The organism is uncultured Fibrella sp., assembly GCF_964250085.1.
Taxonomy (GTDB): domain Bacteria; phylum Bacteroidota; class Bacteroidia; order Cytophagales; family Spirosomataceae; genus Fibrella.
Genome location: NZ_CAXUEC010000004.1, coordinates 422,997 through 440,515, shown reverse-complemented (window position 1 = coordinate 440,515; position 17,519 = coordinate 422,997). Strand labels below are relative to the sequence as shown.

The following is a 17,519-nucleotide window of genomic DNA, read 5'->3' as shown; positions in this document are numbered from 1 at the left end:
ATACGCTATATTGTCTAAGTACAGGTTGACTTTGTTAAGGATGAAGGGCTACTTTGTGGGAATACGTAAACCCCACCAGTATACATTCACCAGCTATGAGCCATGTGCACGCTTCCCTTCTCCAGATAACGGGAAGCAGGGTTGCCCTTTTTGCGTTATTCTTTTTCGTATCCGCACAGATGTATGCGCAGAATGCCATAGAAACGGCTAAGCAATACCTCCTGAAGAACACCGACAAACAGAAATTAACCCAGAGTGACGTTAGCGAGGCGAGTATATCGAGTGCTTATCTATCACCAACTACGGGCTGGTATCATGTCTATTTCAACCAGACCTATCAGTCGGTGGATGTGTATAACCGCTTGATGAATGTTGTCATGAAGGACGGGCAGGTGACGTATGTGACCCATAATTTCATCCCCGACCTGGCATCCACGAAATCGATAAGTTTAGTAAAATCAGTGTTAACGCCGGTCGACGCGTTGCAGAAAGCGGCCGTTCACCTGGCGTTGCCTAGTGTTACACCCTCCCGGGTTCAGGAGCTAAGCGCAACCAGGCTGGCAAACGGGATCATTGCGAAAAGTAATTACCTGGTGCCCGAGCTATCAAACGAAACGGTTGACGTTCAACTTTACTGGCTTCCTGTAGAGCAGACCAACGAAGGACCAAAAATTGATCAGCGGCTTGTGCTGGTCTGGAATGTCCGTTTCCTCACGAAGGATAGCAGGAATGGCTGGAATGTGCACGTGGATGCCCTTTCGGGAACCGTTGTACGAAAAGCTGACGATGTGATTCACTGCGAATTCGGCACTCACGACCAGTTGTCTTCTGCGCACAGGTGCCAGGATAAAACGGAACACCTTGGCTTACTTCAGGCCCGGAGCCGCTTCGATGCGAATAGCTATACTGTGTTTGATTATCCACTTGAAAGCCCTAGCCACGGCACACGGTCGACGGTGGTAAATCCGTATAACCGGTTTGCCACTGGGGCTGGCCCCGGAGCTACCAACGGCTGGCACTACGACGGAACCACGACATACACGACCACGCGGGGCAACAACGTGTGGGCGCAGGAAGATGCCAACAACAACGATGGCGTAGGGGCAAGCCCTGTTTCGCCTACACTGGAGTTCTCTTATCCATACACGTTCGGTTTAAACACCGCAACCGGCAACCAGAATGCGGCGATCACCAACCTGTTTTACTGGAATAACCTCATTCATGATGTTCTCTGGAAATTCGGCTTCGATGAACCGAGCGGTAATTTTCAAAATAACAACCAGAATCGGGGTGGGCTTGGCAATGATTACGTCTTTGCCGACGCCCAGGACGGAGGCGGGTCGAATAATGCCAACTTCTACACGCCAACCGACGGCAACAGTGGCCGAATGCAGATGTATCTCTGGAATGGCCCGTCGACCTACCAACCGGATGGTGATTTCGATAATGGTATTATTGCACACGAGTACGGCCACGGCTGGTCGACCCGGTTGACGGGCGGCCCGGCTAATTCCTCCTGCCTGTATAATGCAGAACAGGGGGGCGAAGGCTGGAGTGATTACCTGTCTTTGATGTTGACGACCAACTGGTCATCATTGAGTGCCAACGTAGCCAGCGCCAACATTCCACGTGGTATAGGTACGTATGCGTTAGGGCAGTCGACCTCGGGCGTGGGTATTCGGCCTTATCGGTATTCGTATGACATGACCAACGTCAATGGAGCCGTTACCTACGCGAAGGTGGGCGATTATAATTTCTCCCAGCCACACGGTATTGGTTCGATCTGGGCGACGATGCTGTGGGATATGACCTGGGAGATCATTATGCAGGACAATCAGATCGTGGCCAACATCCACAATACGCCCGCTGCTATCACTGATTTCAGGGGTAATTTGGCCGCACTCAAACTGGTGAACGAGGGGTTGCGCTTACAGGCGTGCAGCCCTAGTTTTGTTCAGGCGCGTGATGCCATTCTGCAAGCCGATCAGTTGCTCTTCGGTGGTCGCTACCGCTGCGCAATTGGCCGGGCCTTCGCCCGGCGTGGCCTGGGGGCAAATGCGTCGACAGGTACGTCGTCGGATGATCGGGTTGTGGTTGAAGATTTCACGCCGTTGGGCGGCAACGTGTTGAGTTCAGCGCTGGTGGCTGCTTCCTGTTCTGGCAATGGATTTTCCTATACAGCTACGTCGGCTACGGCCAATGTAGCCTTTAGCTGGAGCCGGGCAGCCGTTGCCGGGATTAGCAACTCCGCCGCCAGTGGAAATTCCGCCACCATCAACGAGACACTGATCAATACGTCGGGCGCTCCCGTTTCGGTGGTTTACGTGTTTACCCTAAATCCCGACGGTTGCGGTGGTGTGCCTAGTCCCCAGCCCGTCAGAGTAACGGTGTCGCCGCCCGTAAATCCCCCGCTTGTTGAGTCGTATAGTGTTTGCCAGAATGCAACCGTTCCCCCTGGTGGTGGTCTGGTATCATCGCTGAGTACCACCAGCGCAGTGAGCGGCACCTTAACCGGTAGTTCGCCCACTTTTGTCAGGTCAACTAGCGGACCCGTGTATTCTGCCGGGCCTACGGTCTATTATAGCACCTACTCGTTTGTGGCTACGGCTGGTGGTTCCCAAACGTTTCGAACTACCGGGGCAACCTTCGACACGTACCTGTCGCTTTACCAGACGTCATTTAATGCTGCCAGTCCGGCCACAAACCACTTGTACAGCGATGACGACAGTGGAGGCGGGTTTATGTCGAGTATTACCTACACGCTTACGCAGGGGACAACCTACATACTGATTGTCGGTACGTTTTCCAGCGGTTCTATAGGTACGTTTGGGCTTCAGGCAACTACCTCTGGTTTCGGGAACGTTGCCAACTGGTATGCCACGCCCAACAGCGGTACTCCGCTGGCAGTTGCCAATGTGTTTAATCCGGTTGGTATAGCGGGTTCAGGCATTCCGAATACGGCAACACCGGGAACCACAACATTTTACGTGGCCAGTTCCGATGCCCCCGCCTGCCGCCGGGCCGTTACGTTCACCATCTCGGCGCAACCGCCGGCTCCTATTGCCACCGGGGCAATTGTCGTATACGGCAATCCCGTTAGTCTGAGTGCCTCTGGCTGTTCAGGCCCAAATACCGCTTTAAGTTGGTATCAGGCGGCCGACAATGCGCTGATCACAATGCCCGTATCTGTTACACTCACAGCCCGTTACTATGCCCGATGTACTGGATCGGTAGGCACGAATGGCTGTTTGAGCCTGAAAAGTGATGACGTGATGGTTTGGGTAAGCCCACCAGCAGCTTACGAGTCAATTACGTCGGGGATCTGGAATACGCCCTCAACCTGGAATTGTAATTGCGTTCCCGATGGTTCACTACCCGTTCGGATCATGAACGGGCATACGGTGATAATGCCCACTGCCTATGTCGGGCAGGCAAAGGGTATTCGGTTTGTTGGCACCGGGAAATTAAGTGCGCAGGGCACGGGCCGGGTAAAGTTGAGCCAATAAGGTAAAATAGTCTGGAAAGTCGTCTAACAAAAAGTCCTGAGCCCAGGGAGTCATTACCGACATGACTTCACAGACTCAGAACTTTTGGTTAGACGGGTATTCAACCTGATTGACCTTATTTTGACGAATAGTTTGGGGCCTCTTTCGAGATCTGGATATCGTGGGGGTGACTTTCTTTAGAACCGGCCGTGGTGATCTTTACGAATTTGGCTTGTTGTAGCGCAGGTACGTCGGCCGCGCCGCAGTAGCCCATACCGGCTTTCAGGCCGCCCACCATCTGGTAAATGATCTCCGATACCTTGCCTTTCACCGGCACCCGGCCCACAATGCCTTCCGGCACGAGTTTCTTGATATCGTCTTCGGCATCCTGGAAATAACGGTCTTTCGACCCGTCTTCCATCGCCTCAACAGAGCCCATTCCCCGGTAGCTTTTGAACCGGCGACCTTCGAATAATACGACCTCACCGGGTGCTTCTTCAGTCCCGGCCAGTAACGAACCAATCATAACGGTGCTGGCACCACCCGCAATGGCCTTTGTGATGTCGCCGGAAAAGCGAATACCGCCATCAGCGATAACCGGAACACCCGTGCCCAGCAACGCTTTGGCCGACTCGTAGACGGCCGTTAGTTGTGGCATACCGATACCGGCAATAATGCGGGTTGTGCAGATGCTACCCGGTCCAACGCCGACTTTAACGGCGTCGGCACCCGCATCGGCAAGGGCTTTTGCTCCTTCACCAGTGGCCACATTACCCGCAATGACCTGTAATTTCGGGAACTGCGTTTTGATCTGGCGAACGGCGTCCATGACGCCCCGCGAATGACCGTGGGCTGTATCCAGGCTCACCACATCGACACCGGCTTTAACCAGCGCTTCGATGCGCTGAATGAGGTCGGGCGTTACGCCAACAGCAGCGCCCACGCGCAGGCGACCCAATTCGTCTTTACAGGCGTTGGGGTGACTTTTTCGCTTTAGAATGTCTTTGTAGGTAATCAGACCGACAAGTTTATAGGCCTCGTCGACGATGGGGAGCTTCTCGATTTTGTATTCCTGAAGCATATTCTCGGCATCTTCAAACGACAGACCCACCTTGGCTGTGATCAGGTTATCGCGCGTCATGATGTCGGTCACGGGCAGGGTGAGGTCGCGCTGGAAACGCAGATCCCGGTTGGTCAGAATGCCGATCAGCGTGCCATCTGCATCGACGATTGGTATACCGCCGATCTTCGATTCGCGCATGATCCGGTGCGCATCCGACAGCTTCGATCCTTCTGTGAGGGTAATTGGGTCGATGATCATGCCACTTTCCGAGCGTTTCACCTTGCGGACCTGTTCGGCCTGCCGTTCGATGCTCATGTTTTTGTGGATCATGCCGATGCCACCTTCCTGCGCCATAGCAATGGCCAGGTCAGATTCGGTGACAGTATCCATAGCGGCTGAAACGAGCGGAACGTTCAGGCGGATGGTGCGGGTAAGTTGGGCGGTTGTATTGGTGTCTCTCGGCAGAACCTCCGAGTAGGCGGGGAGCAACAGTACGTCGTCGTAGGTAAGCGCTTCGTACAGAAACTTGCTGGCGTCTAAGCTCATGGCAAATTAACAGGGGATGTTATTTGCCGGACAAAAGTACTACTTTTCTTCGGAACTTAGGTAATGGAATTGTTAAGTCGCTAATACGAATGATACCGCCTCATGCAGATTACCTACTTTCCGATACAAAACCGGCCGAAAATCGAAGCCAGCAGATCGTCGGTGGTAACTTCGCCGGTTAGCTCGCCCAACTCGCGGAGGGCGATGCGGAGGTCCATCGCGATCCAGTCGGCCGACGTACCTGTGTCGATGGCGGATATGGCGTGGGCCAGGGCGTCGTCGGTGGCGGTGAGGTGCTGCAGGTGTCGGGCGTTGGTGACAACGGAACTGCCCGCCTGCATGGCTGAATCGGTGCGGGCACGGACAGAGAGAACCGTTTTCAATGCCTCGATCTGGGCATCTTTGGCCGAAATCCAGATGATGGCCTGGGTGCTGGGTACGTTGCCGGGTGAGGTGATTGATGATGCAATTGCCCGCAAGCCACCGTCGAGCGTTTGGCGGGTTTCAGCCGAGACTGCATCGGCTTTGTTGCCGACCAGTACGTAGGGCTTACCCGACTCATCCAGTTCCGCGATCATTTCCTGTAGCTCGTCGGGCGTAGTCGTGGTACCGTCGAAGAGGTAAACGACCAGCGCGGCTTTGTCCATCTGCTGCCGGGTACGGGCCACGCCAATGGCCTCGATGGTATCGGTGGTGTCGCGCAGGCCGGCGGTGTCGATTAGGCGGAAGCGCACACCGTCGATAAACAGTTCGTCTTCGATTACATCGCGTGTAGTGCCGGGGATATCGGAGACGATAGCCTTTTCCTCGTTCAGCAGCGCGTTCAACAGGGTCGATTTACCCGCGTTGGGCTTGCCCACAATTACCGTTGGTACGCCGTTTTTAATCACGTTGCCGGCCGTAAACGACTCGATCAGCGGTTGAATGACGCCCCGGATTGTTTGCATGAGTCCGCGTAGCTGATCGCGTTTGGCAAATTCGACGTCTTCTTCGCCAAAATCCAGTTCCAGTTCAACAAGGGCCACAAAATCAATGAGTTGCTGGCGAAGCTCTTTCAGTTGCTTCGAGAAACCACCCCGTAGCTGACTCAACGCCGCGCGGTGACTGGCGGCCGAATCGGCAGCGATGACGTCGGCTACCGCTTCAGCCTGGACCAGATCGAACTGGCCATTCAGAAAAGCGCGCTGGGTAAACTCACCGGGCTTAGCCAGTCGCGCACCAGCGTTGGTTAGCTCAGTCAGAATTTGCCGGATGATGTACTCGGAGCCGTGACACGAAATTTCGACGCAATCTTCTTTGGTAAATGACTTCGGGCTGTGAAAGACCGTAATCAGTACTTCGTCGATTACCGCTCCGTTGGCCGACCGGAGTAGGCCAAAATGGGCCGTATGGCTGGGTTGATGCGTCAGGTCTTTACCGCGAAACAGCTTATTGGTCAGCGCAATAGCGCCTTCGCCCGACACCCGGATAACGGCTATTGCACCAATGCCAGGTGCCGTAGCCAACGCCGCGATAGGTTCAAGTTGGTGGATCATAACACTGTCCACTGTCCACTGTCTTCCGTCTACTGTTGCGCTGCCAATACCCAAAGATTGTTAATCAGCAGCGCAACAGTGGACGGAAGATGGTGGACAGAAGACGTTAAACTATTGTCGGTATCAATTTCGGAAAAATGGGCAGGCGGCTAACTACGCTCATCAGGCGGCTTTCGACAGGTACGTCGGGAATGCCCAAGGCGTCGGCGTGGTCGTTACCCAGAAAGAAACGCATCTGAGCGGCTGCGAGGTTCCGGGCGTTTTCGCTGCCAGCCTGTTTGCCGATGGTATCGAGCAGTGATCTGGTGAGGCCAATGCCTGCTTCGGAGGGTCTGAACTGCCGACGAACGATCAATTTGTCGAGGTGGTAGGCTTCGCGCAGGTTATGGGGTAGCAATTCTTCATCGACGCCATTTAGATAACCGACCACGTTGATGTGGTGCATGTAATCGTCCTCTTCCCGGCTGGTCATTGTTACGCCCATTTTGCGCAGGCCACGCAACACAATATAGCCAAACGAGCCAATGGTTCCCAGCATATCTTCCTGACAAACAGGCATTCCCCACTCCATATTCCAGCGCCCGGTATGCAGCCCAAACCACCGCGAAGCCGCATGGATGAGGCGGATTTTAAGGGTATACAGGATGCCTTTGCTGGAGGTGCCCCAGTTTTTGGGATCGTTCACGGCAAAGACCCATTCGCCGGTTTCCTGTAATCGCCGGGCGGTATCGGTGCGTATCCGGTCGGTGAGCCAGAGCAGTTGAACGCCGTTGGCCCCCAGGTACGTATACGGAAGCGAAAACGTACCGAGTACCAGCCCGATAACACCCGCATGTTGTTGATAAAAAGCCATACCCCGGCGCATCTGGTCGGGGTTGGCCCAGGCGGGTAGGTGGGCATAGTCCGTAAAAAATTGCTGCACCAGGGTGGGTTGGCCGCTGGTATCAAAATCGGTATTGCTGGCCAGCCAACGCATCAACGCGGCAACACCGTCACGGCCCTGTTGGGCCACCACGGCGGCAATAACGGCATCGGCGGGGGGGTCGCCAACGAGTCGGGCCTGGGCCAACTGGGTATCGGTAAATGATCGGGTAGGGGTAACTGCGAGTGCCATAACAGTAAAGCTGTTTGACGAACAACAAATTATTCGTCAAAACGGTTGGCCCGCAGCACCGCTCGATGGTGCGGCTCTACAAGTTGATTACCAGGCCGTCGTAGCCCAGTTGCACACCGGGCGGCAAGAGTTGATTCACCTCGCGGTGCAGGCCCATCTGATGGCTGATGTGGGTCAGGTACGTTCGTTCGGGGCGAATACGGTCGATCAGCGCGAGTGATTCGTTCAGGGCAAAATGAGACAGGTGGGGCTCCTGCCGGAGTGCATCGAGCACTAGCACACGCGTGCCGGATACCTTTTCCAATTCACTGTCGCTGATGTGGTTAAGGTCGGTCAGGTACGTGAAATCGCCGATGCGGAAGCCAAAAACGGGCAACTTATGGTGCATCACCTCAATCGGGATGATGGGTACGCCCATGACCTCAAACGGCTCACCGGTGATCGAGTTGGTGTTGATGCGCGGAATGCCGGGGTATTTAAATTCGGCAAAGATGTACTCGAACTCACGCTCCAACTGCCTGATTACGCTATCACGGGCATAGATCGGCATGTCCTGTCCGGTGCGGAAATTGTAGGCGCGTACCTCGTCCAGACCCGCCGTGTGGTCTTTATGCTCGTGGGTAAACAGAATGGCGTCGAGGTTGAGCAGATTCAGGCGGAGCACTTGCTGCCTGAAATCCGGGCCGGTGTCGATAACAAAACTCTTGCCGGCCACCTGGATATGAGCCGATGTCCGCAGCCGCTTATCGCGAAAATCCACAGAACGGCAAACGGCGCATTGACAGCCAATCATCGGAACGCCCGACGACGTACCCGTGCCGAGAAGGGTAACGATCATAAACCTAGTTTACAGTTTTCTGTTTGCAGTCTTCTGTTGCGCCGATTCGTCGGACCGTGCTCAGGTACGCATTAGTTCATAGCGAGCGGAGCAACAGAAGACAGAAAACTGAGACAGGAGACTTTTTATTTATCCGTAAGCTGGTTAACAACTTCAACGAGGCGATCGAAATTGAGGGGTTTCACGAGGACATCGTTGAAACCGGCCGATTTAAATTCCTCTTCGGTATAGTTACGGGCGTTGCCCGTGATGGCTACGATAGGTACGTTGGCTTTTGTTTTATCAGATAAAGCACGGACTTGCTTCACGCATTCCATACCATCCATGATGGGCATATTGATATCGAGCAGCAGAATCGAAAAGTCTTCTTTATCAAGAATCTGCAGTACCTGCTCGCCGTTTTTTACCGCCGTAATATCGTAGTTCTGGAATTCCAGGATCTTACGGGCGAGGTTTTGAATGACGGAACTGTCTTCGGCAATCAGGACACGTTTTGAGGAAGCCATGCGGTTCGTAGGGTCTGTTTTCGGTGGGTGAAATTAGCGTAAAAAGCCCAGCCTACTTCACCGGAGCCTAAAATCGCTTCGAGAAATTTTAAGAACAACTGTAGGGAACGTACCTACTATTTAATAGCTTTAAGTGATAGAACTATATTATCCATAGGCTTTGGCGGGTTGGCCGTGGGTGGGTGTGGGTGGCAATCCGGTTCAGAACTTTCTATAGATCTTTAATCAGAAGCGATGAAACTAACAGGGCCACAAGGCGATTTTGAGTTGAATATACTGGATTATGAATACAGTGATTCTGGTGATTTTTTGGACCGCAACTGGCTCATTGTGAGCATGATTACCAAACAGGGCACGCAACAGTCGACCCGCACGCTTACGTTCCTGTCGACCTGGGAAATTGAACTGCTGCACGACTGGATGCAGTCGGTTATCGACAATGCTGAACTAGCCCCCAAATTGACGTTTATTGAGCCTTCGCTAAGTTTCTGCAACCTGTCGGATGGTAAAGAACATTATGTTTTTCGCATCAGTATGACCAGAGACGCAACGCCGAAATGGCATGATGACCAGACAAAGCCCTACTGGTTGCCTGTAACACCCGATAAAGAGGAACTGAGACAAGCCATTCATGACCTGGCTAAACAGTTAAATAAATTCCCCGTTCGGGCGTAGGCTAGCAGTATCAGACAATTGCAGGCAGGTGTAACACGGACCAGGCGTTCCCGACCAAAGTCCGTGTTACACCTGCCTGCAATCAGGGTTTCGGGACAGCCATGAACTCGGCGAAGGCGGCTTCCAGTGCGTTCAGTTCCTGCGCTAACTGGCTGGTATCCTGAACTTTCAGTTTCCCTTCGGCCTCGCGGGCAATACGCGCCAGGCGGGCCACGCCCACCGTACCCGCACTACCTTTGAGCGTGTGGAGGTGACTTTTTACCGTCGGAATGTCACCCGCAGCGAAAGCTGTCAGCGACTCTCTGACCAGCTCGGTTGCTTCTGTCACAAAATCATCGAATACGCTCTCGACCAACTCGGCACCGCCAATATCGCGCAGTTGTTCCAGAATGTCATTGTCGATCACAGGTACGTCGGCGTAGGGTAGGAGCAGGCTGGCGTCGTAGGTAGTGGTAGCTGGCTGGTTATCAGGTACGTTGGTGTCAGGCTGGGTACGTTGCTCAGCGACAGGTACGTTGTTGATGGGGTTGGCTGCCGTTTCGGCAACGGGCTGTGCGGCAGGTGGTGCACTGGCTTTACCTCGCCCGGTTCGCTTCAGAATATCACTGACTTTGGTGATGAGTCCCTGGGCGCGGATGGGTTTGGCAATGTAATCGTCGAGGCCCTGACTCAGAAAACGCTCCCGATCTTCGCGCATTGAATAGGCGGTCATGGCTACAATTGGCGGCAACAACGCCGGGTAGTGCTCGCGCAGGTGGCGCGTTGCTTCCACGCCGTCCATGTCGGGCATCTGAATGTCCATAAAGATGATATCGAAGCGATTGTCGCCCTGACCGCTTCCACTGGCTACCTTCTCGATCGCCTCGGGGCCGCTGGAGGCCGTGGTGACCACGCAGCCCGACTTTCGAAGGATCTCGCTGGCTACTTTTCGGTTCACGGCGTTGTCATCGACCAGCAGAATAACGGGGTGGTAGTCGGTGAAAAAGTCGGTCACTTTCATGTCGGCGGCGGCTTCGCTGGGGCTTTGCGTGGGGCTGATTGTCGTTTCCTTCAACTCAAGGGTGAACCAGAACGTACTGCCCATGCCCACGGTAGATTCCACGCCAACTTCCCCCTTCATCAGGGCGGCCAGCTCTTTCGAGATAGACAAGCCCAGCCCTGTACCGCCAAACGATTTGCGCGACGACGTGTCGACTTGGCTGAAGGAGTTGAACAGTAAGCCAATGTTTTCGGCCGAGATGCCAATGCCCGAATCGCGCACTTCGACCTTGATGCGGTTGAACTTTCCGCGTTTACTAACCAGCGAAGCGGCTACTTCAACGGTGCCATCTTCGGTGAATTTCAGGGCGTTAGACGTGAGGTTCGACAGGATCTGGAGCATCCTGGTCTGGTCGGCAATGACGTATTTGGGCAGGTCGGCACTGAGCGTGTAAAACAGCCGGTTACGCTTGGCGTTGGCCTGCTGACCGAACAGAGCGATCAGCTTTTCGAATACTTCGCCGAGGGCTACCGGCGCTTCGTGGAGCACCATCTTACCCGCTTCTATTTTCGAGAGGTCAAGAATGTCGTTGAGAATATTAAGCAGCGTTTCTGATGACCGGCGGATCGTGCGGACGTAATCGCGCTGCTCGTCGTTGAGCACAGTGTCGTTGAGCAGATCAACCATGCCGATTACACCGTTCATGGGGGTACGTATCTCGTGGCTCATGTTGGCCAGGAACCGCTCTTTTACCTTCAACGACCGTTCGGCTTCGTCTTTTGCTTTCACCAGTTCAGCCGATTGCCGTTTAAGCTCGGTGATGTCGCGGGCCAGCGCGGCCACTACGGAGTACCGTCCGTCTTCGTCTTTCAGCAACAGCATGTTAAACATGAACTGCCGCTCAGAGCCATCTTTCCGGCGTAGGGTTGCCTCGAAATTCCGCACCGATCGGGTACGTACCAGCTTGAACAACGCCCGGCGAATAACCCCTGGATCGACGAAGTACTTGAGCGCGCTTTGGTCCAGTACCTCATCGGGCGTGTAGCCACTGCGTTTGAACACCGACGGGCTGATCATCGTGATTTTTCCCTGCCGGTCGACGCGGACGTAAATATCCTGCAGGTTTTCAAAAATTCCCCGGAATTTTTCTTCGCTTCTCTCCAGATTCAGTTGAGCGCCTTTCCGGTTCGTAATGTCGCGGGCAATACCCGACACCTCTTCGATTACGCCGCCCGTCAGCAGGATCGGGTTCAGGTGCAGTTCGAGCCAGGCCTCTTTTCCGGCGAGGTCAAACCGCATCTCGAAGTTCTGCGGCTGGCCTTTGAACGCCAGTTTGTAGCGGTCGTCGAGCAGGCGTTTATTGTCGTCGCCAATGCCACGCCAGCCCTGTTTTTCAGCCGTGATGAACAGCCGGGGTGCTTCGTCGGTGAGTTGCTGGATCAGACCGGCATAGTTCTGGTTGAATGACGTGAGCTGCAACGCCTTATTGACCGACCAGATCAGGTACGTGCTGCTGTTGAAAATGGCGTTTAGTCGGGCAGTCTGTTTGTTTAGTGCGGCTTCGGCCTGTTTGCGGGCAATGGCGAGGGCTACCTGACCCGAAATGAATTCGAGCAGTTCCAGGTCGCGGGGGCCGTAGAGGTTTGGGTCGTTGTAGGATTTAACGCCAATGATGCCGGTAATCTCGTCGCCGATCCGCAGTGGGGCGGTCAGCATCAGTTTGGGTTGCTGCTGGCCATACAGGTCGATCTGGTTTTCTACGGCCAGGTGCAGAATGTCGGTATCGCGCAGGAAAAGCGGTCGGTTGGCCTGGATGGTGTACTCGGTAAGGCCGCTGCCCAGGCGCTTTTTCGTGAACCGCATATTGCCCTGAAACGAGTCGTCGACGTAATAGGGGAAAGTCAGGTATTTTTTGCTCTGGTCGTAGAGAGCGATAAAGAAGTTGCTGGCGTCGATGATGTTGCCCAGTTCGCGGTGTACACGCTGGTAGAAATCGTCGAGGTTGGGCATGTTCAGCGTCCAACTGGCAATGCTGTAGTAGAGCCGCTGTGCTTTTTCGGCCCTGATCTTCTGGGTGATGTCGCGCAGGATGCACCGAAACGCCGTTGGTTTTCCCTGGTCGTACCGGCAGTTGACGCTGCCCGACAGAAACAGTGTCCGGCCGTCGCGGCTCCGAAAAACGGTCTCGAATGAGGGGTTTGGTTCCCCTTCCTGCACCCGTTGTAACCGGTCGAGGGTGCTTTTTACATAGTCGGGATGGAGTACGTCGCCCAGTGTGAGCGAGGCGATCTGGTCGGCCCCGTAGCCCAGCAATTCGCGCCAGGCTTTATTGACGAAAATGAATTTGCCATCAAGGGTAATGAGCTGAATGAGGTCGCTGGTATTATCGACCAGGTCCTGCAACTGGGCATTGGTATTGCTCAGTGCCGAAGCCACCCGCCGTTTGCTGGTCAGGTCTTCGCCAATGATGGTGAAGGCATCCGTGCGGCCACCGGTTCCGCTGGGAATGAAGGAGTTGAGGTGAACATTTCTGGTCGATCCGCTTTTGGTTAGTAGCTGGATTTCACGCTGTTCAGGAAAGCTGCCCCGTTTGAGGGCTTCGCGGAATAGTTCTTCGAGTACAGCCCGGTCGGCGGGGGGAACCAGGATATCGAAGAAGTTCCGGCCAACGATTTCGTCGATTCCCCAGGCCGTAACGCGCAGCGCATACGGATTTACGTACGATACCGAACCGTCGTGTTCAACGGTCAGCCCGATCAGGTTTAGTTGGTCAACGGTTTTGCGAACGTCGAAAGGTTGGGTGGTGGTCATGGAGGATAAAGTTAATCGGGGGATTGGTTAATTGGGCAATTAGTTGAGTGGGGATTGGCTAAGTAGTTGACAGGTATCAAGCTATCTAATTACGCAAGTGCTTGGTCAACCAATTAGCTAATCAACCATTCAACCAATCTCCAAAGAAGGGTCCCACAGGCGGGATTTGACATCGACAACGGTATCGTCTGTGACGGATACGCCTTCGGCTTCAAGCAGTTCCTGCATGCGCGTGGGCGAGCCGAAAAAATTCTTGCCGGAAAGTACACCCAATCGGTTGATAACCCGATGCGCAGGTACGTCTGGGCGGGCGTGGCAACCGTTCAGGGCCCAGCCTACCATCCGGGCACCGGCTCGCAGACCCAGGTACTGCGCGATGGCTCCATATGTAGTGACGCGCCCTGCCGGTATCTGCCGAACTACGGCGTACACATCCTCGAAATAATCGCGGGGTGGGTCGGCTACTGAGCCGTCGGCGGTGGTGATGGTGCGTTTTGTGGCCATACGTAAATATACAACGGAACGCCCGTTCGGCGAAGTCTACAAAGACAGGCCGAACGGGCGTTATATGAATGACTACTAATTTTCTAAACAGGCGTGTTTGCTCTGCCAGAGTCCAGGATATTAACAAAAGTCTTCAATCTTGTGATCAACCCTGGTTGGTCACCTTTAATCACTACTTACCCGGCCCACATACTCGACTTGTTCGCGTACCGACCGGATCAATGCACCGGCAGGTACGTGTTATCCGTTAGCTTTGTTATATGAAGAGAATAGCGTTTGTTGTGCAGCGTTATGGCGTAGAGGTCAATGGAGGAGCGGAGTATTATTGTCGCATAATGGCCGAGCGATTGGCGAACACCTATGACGTAGACGTGCTGACGAGTTGCGCGCTGGAATACGTTACCTGGGCCAACTGGTATCCGGCCGAGGTCGTAACAATCAATGGCGTACGGGTGCACCGGTTTGCAACGAAGCATGAACGACTGGTTAAACAGGCGTCGCGTACTGAACACAAACTTAAAAAGTGGTCTCGCCCGGAGGAGTGGCAGGGGTTGGGTCGGCTCAAGATGTGGGGCCGGGCGCTGGTTGGCAAGAGTATTCCGCGATATAGCCGCTTGTGGGCGCAGTTTCAGGGCCCCTACACGCCCGACCTGATCACTTACCTGAAGCAAAATCACCAGCAGTATGAGGCCCTGATCTTTATAACGTACCTGTATTACCCCACCATTGCGGGCCTGAAGGTAGCACCCCACAAATCAATTTTTATACCGACGGCGCACGATGAGGTGCCAATTTATCTGCCTGTTTTCCGGCCGCTGTTTCAGAAGCCCCGCACCATCTTATTCCTAACGCCGGCCGAACGCAGCTTTGTCCATCAGCTTTTTCAGAATAAATCAATCCGAAGTGATGTCGTAGGCGTGGGTATCGAGCCCCCCACATCAATGTCTGAGAAGCCTGTCGCCGAACTACTGGCAATCAGCGCGCCGGGTTCGTCGACGCCCGATGGTAATCCAGATTACCTGATTTATATCGGACGGATTGATACGGCAAAGGGTTGCGATACGATGTTTGAGTTCTTCATACGCTACAAAGCCGTGCGGCCATCAGGGCTGAAACTGGTGTTGGTTGGCCAGCCGTTTATGCCCATCCCGGAGCACGTCGACATACTGCCGGTTGGGTTTGTCGATGAGCCCACAAAGGCGACGCTTCTGCAACAGGCAAAGGCACTGGTGATGCCATCGCCCTACGAAAGCCTGTCGATGGTGACGCTGGAAAGCTTCGCTATGGGCATTCCCGTTATTGCCACCGCCGAATGCGCTGTGCTGCGTGACCATATCATGGGTAGTGAAGCAGGGCTTCTATTCTGCAGTTACGATGACTTCGAACTCGCTGTCGATCAGCTTTTAAGGCAGGACTCAACTGTAATGGCCGCTAACGGTCGCGCCTATGTTGACCAGTATTACACCTGGGAAACCGTGCTGGCGAAGTTCGATGAAGCCGTCAGGTACGTTGCTGGCGGATAGGGGACGTTCAACTGACAATCAATAGACAAAGGCTACTGAAGAACTTCCTGCATGCTATTCAGGCGTTTATAAACACTGTCGGTGCGATTGATGAGGTCATAATGGTTGCCGCGCTCAATAATCTCGCCGCCTTCCATGATCAGAATCTCGTCAGCTTCCCTGATCGTACTCAGCCGGTGGGCGATGACCAGCGTTGTTCGGCCTTCCATCAGGTTGTTCAGGGCCTCCTGAACCGACTTTTCAGACTCAACATCCAGTGCTGAAGTAGCTTCGTCGAGGATCAGAATAGAGGGTTGCTTGAACACGGCACGGGCAATACTCAGCCGCTGACGTTGCCCGCCACTCAGGCGCACGCCCCGATCGCCGATGTTGGTGTTGTAGCCGTCTTCGGTTTCCATAATGAATGAGTGCGCGTTGGCCACTTTGGCGGCGGCCATCACATCGTCGAGGCGGGCATCTGGCTGGCCGAGCGCAATGTTATTGAAGATGGTATCATTGAACAGAATGATCTCCTGCGTCACGAAACTCATCTGCCGGCGCAACGATTCCATCGTGTAATCGCTGACGTCGATGCCGTCGATCGTGACGCGCCCCTGAGTGGGTTCGTAGAAGCGGGGAATCAAATCAGCAATGGTGGATTTACCAACGCCCGACGGGCCAACAAGCGCAATTTTCCGGCCTTTCTCCATCCGAAAACTGATGTTTTTAAGCACGGGGCGATCGCCATACTGGAAGCTGACGTTCTCAAAAACAACGTCTTGCCGAAACTGCTTGAAGACCAGGGCATTCGGTTTGTCTTCGATCTCAACCGGTTTGTCGAGCAGTTCCAGAATGCGCTCACCGGCGGCCTGTCCCTGTTGAATATTCGTCAGGGCCACCACAATTGCCTTGGCGGGCCGGATCACCTGGGAAAAGATGGCGATGAACGCGATGAATGAGCTGGCCTGTAGGTTGCTCTCGCTGCTCAGCACCAGACTCCCCCCGTATACCAGGATGCAGGCCACTACAAAGACCCCCGACGCTTCAGAAAAGGCCGGGGCCAGTTCCCGCCGTTTGAACCCTTCCAGACTGGCCTTACGGTAGAAGTCATTTTCGAGGCTAAACCGCTGGAGCACGAATGGCGTTGCGTTGAAGGAGCGGATGATGCGCATGCCCATCAACGTTTCGTCCATCAGCGTGAGCATCCGCCCCATCGATGACTGCACGTCTTTAGCTTCCTTTTTCAGCCGTTTGGTGACGGCCGCGATCCCGACTGCCGATATAGGAATGATGACGAGTGTAAACAGCATCAGCCTGGGCGAGATCAGGAAGAGTGCCGCGAAGTAGCCGATCAGCATAGATGGTTCCTTGAAAACAACCTCAATTGAACTACCGGCCACTCCCTCGATCGCGTATACGTCGCCGTTGAGCCGGGAAAGCAGGTCACCTTTGTGTTCCCTGGTAAAATATCCCAGATGGAGGTGGTTGATTTTGGCAAACAGCGCTTCCCGTAATCGTTTCACCAGCAGCGTCCGGGCTCCCAGCAGGCATTGCTGGGCCAGAAACCGGAACAGATTGGTCATGACCACGGCCACTACAATCATCCCCGCCAGAAAATAAAGTGCATGAACGGGATTGGTCGTTTTGAACTCGTAGATCAGGTGGTAAAAAATCGTCTTGAAATAATCCCCGGATACGTGAAATGTAGGCATCGACGCATACTTGGCTGCATCGGCGGTGTTGATGGGATCGAACAGGAAGTTGAGCAGCGGGATAATCAACGCAAACTGGAAGACGTTGAAAAACACGCTGATAATCGTGAAAAAGAAGAAGGGAATGATAAATTTTCCATAAGGCCTGGCAAATGCCATCAGCCGACGATACACGTTCATTCGTTGAGTGTCAGGTGAATAAATCCATTTATTCGTGTCTGGAATAGATGGTTCCGGTTGGCTTGTCAG

At 54.1% G+C, this 17,519-nt stretch carries 11 protein-coding genes; 3 read left to right on the top strand and 8 right to left on the bottom strand.

What is annotated here, in order from left to right; all coding sequences use genetic code 11:
- The first annotated feature begins 95 nt into the window (after window positions 1–95).
- Entirely contained in the window at window positions 96–3,506 is a 3,411-nt protein-coding gene (locus ACFE8Q_RS15360; protein WP_375446289.1) for a M36 family metallopeptidase, read from the top strand.
- 115 nt (window positions 3,507–3,621) lie between these two features.
- Here ACFE8Q_RS15360 and guaB read toward each other — a convergent pair whose 3' ends face one another.
- The 5 genes from guaB to ACFE8Q_RS15335 all read right to left on the bottom strand — a co-directional run bounded on the left by guaB (window position 3,622) and on the right by ACFE8Q_RS15335 (window position 9,087).
- Window positions 3,622–5,094, bottom strand: coding sequence for an IMP dehydrogenase (gene guaB, locus ACFE8Q_RS15355; protein ID WP_375446288.1), 1,473 nt, complete (start codon window positions 5,092–5,094; stop codon window positions 3,622–3,624).
- Between the two features lie 113 nt (window positions 5,095–5,207).
- Entirely contained in the window at window positions 5,208–6,629 is a 1,422-nt protein-coding gene (mnmE, locus tag ACFE8Q_RS15350; protein ID WP_375446287.1) for a tRNA uridine-5-carboxymethylaminomethyl(34) synthesis GTPase MnmE, read from the bottom strand.
- A gap of 106 nt (window positions 6,630–6,735) precedes the next feature.
- Complete coding sequence (locus ACFE8Q_RS15345) at window positions 6,736–7,743, bottom strand: oxygenase MpaB family protein (RefSeq protein ID WP_375446286.1); 1,008 nt, start codon at window positions 7,741–7,743, stop codon at window positions 6,736–6,738.
- 76 nt (window positions 7,744–7,819) lie between these two features.
- A complete protein-coding gene (locus ACFE8Q_RS15340) occupies window positions 7,820–8,581 on the bottom strand; it encodes an MBL fold metallo-hydrolase (RefSeq protein WP_375446285.1) in 762 nt (253 codons plus the stop codon).
- Between the two features lie 125 nt (window positions 8,582–8,706).
- Window positions 8,707–9,087 (bottom strand): response regulator, encoded by a 381-nt coding sequence (locus ACFE8Q_RS15335; protein ID WP_370730037.1) that lies wholly within the window; start codon window positions 9,085–9,087, stop codon window positions 8,707–8,709.
- A gap of 234 nt (window positions 9,088–9,321) precedes the next feature.
- Between ACFE8Q_RS15335 and ACFE8Q_RS15330 the strand changes: the two genes are divergently transcribed.
- Window positions 9,322–9,762 (top strand): hypothetical protein, encoded by a 441-nt coding sequence (locus ACFE8Q_RS15330; RefSeq protein ID WP_375446284.1) that lies wholly within the window; start codon window positions 9,322–9,324, stop codon window positions 9,760–9,762.
- 82 nt (window positions 9,763–9,844) lie between these two features.
- Here ACFE8Q_RS15330 and ACFE8Q_RS15325 read toward each other — a convergent pair whose 3' ends face one another.
- A complete protein-coding gene (locus ACFE8Q_RS15325) occupies window positions 9,845–13,552 on the bottom strand; it encodes a PAS domain S-box protein (RefSeq protein WP_375446283.1) in 3,708 nt (1,235 codons plus the stop codon).
- A 129-nt stretch (window positions 13,553–13,681) separates the two neighbouring features.
- Window positions 13,682–14,056, bottom strand: coding sequence for an MGMT family protein (locus tag ACFE8Q_RS15320; RefSeq protein WP_375446282.1), 375 nt, complete (start codon window positions 14,054–14,056; stop codon window positions 13,682–13,684).
- A 260-nt stretch (window positions 14,057–14,316) separates the two neighbouring features.
- Here ACFE8Q_RS15320 and ACFE8Q_RS15315 point away from each other — a divergent pair, with 260 nt between their 5' ends.
- Window positions 14,317–15,579: a glycosyltransferase family 4 protein gene (locus ACFE8Q_RS15315; protein ID WP_375446281.1), complete on the top strand. Its 1,263-nt coding sequence runs from the start codon at window positions 14,317–14,319 to the stop codon at window positions 15,577–15,579.
- Between the two features lie 32 nt (window positions 15,580–15,611).
- Here the strand turns inward: ACFE8Q_RS15315 and ACFE8Q_RS15310 are convergent, their stop codons facing one another.
- On the bottom strand, window positions 15,612–17,450 hold the full coding sequence (locus ACFE8Q_RS15310; RefSeq protein ID WP_375446280.1) for an ABC transporter ATP-binding protein: 1,839 nt from the start codon (window positions 17,448–17,450) through the stop codon (window positions 15,612–15,614).
- Between the last annotated feature and the right edge of the window lie 69 nt (window positions 17,451–17,519).

Excerpts from the sequence above, each read along its gene's own strand:
- ACFE8Q_RS15345 (WP_375446286.1), bottom strand. The coding sequence starts at position 7,743 with ATGGCACTCGCAGTTACCCCTACCCGATCATTTACCGATACCCAGTTG.
- ACFE8Q_RS15340 (WP_375446285.1), bottom strand. The coding sequence starts at position 8,581 with ATGATCGTTACCCTTCTCGGCACGGGTACGTCGTCGGGCGTTCCGATG.
- ACFE8Q_RS15320 (WP_375446282.1), bottom strand. The coding sequence starts at position 14,056 with ATGGCCACAAAACGCACCATCACCACCGCCGACGGCTCAGTAGCCGAC.
- guaB (WP_375446288.1), bottom strand. The coding sequence starts at position 5,094 with ATGAGCTTAGACGCCAGCAAGTTTCTGTACGAAGCGCTTACCTACGAC.
- mnmE (WP_375446287.1), bottom strand. The coding sequence starts at position 6,629 with ATGATCCACCAACTTGAACCTATCGCGGCGTTGGCTACGGCACCTGGC.
- ACFE8Q_RS15325 (WP_375446283.1), bottom strand. The coding sequence starts at position 13,552 with ATGACCACCACCCAACCTTTCGACGTTCGCAAAACCGTTGACCAACTA.
- ACFE8Q_RS15360 (WP_375446289.1), top strand. The coding sequence starts at position 96 with ATGAGCCATGTGCACGCTTCCCTTCTCCAGATAACGGGAAGCAGGGTT.
- ACFE8Q_RS15310 (WP_375446280.1), bottom strand. The coding sequence starts at position 17,450 with ATGAACGTGTATCGTCGGCTGATGGCATTTGCCAGGCCTTATGGAAAA.
- ACFE8Q_RS15330 (WP_375446284.1), top strand. The coding sequence starts at position 9,322 with ATGAAACTAACAGGGCCACAAGGCGATTTTGAGTTGAATATACTGGAT.
- ACFE8Q_RS15335 (WP_370730037.1), bottom strand. The coding sequence starts at position 9,087 with ATGGCTTCCTCAAAACGTGTCCTGATTGCCGAAGACAGTTCCGTCATT.
- ACFE8Q_RS15315 (WP_375446281.1), top strand. The coding sequence starts at position 14,317 with ATGAAGAGAATAGCGTTTGTTGTGCAGCGTTATGGCGTAGAGGTCAAT.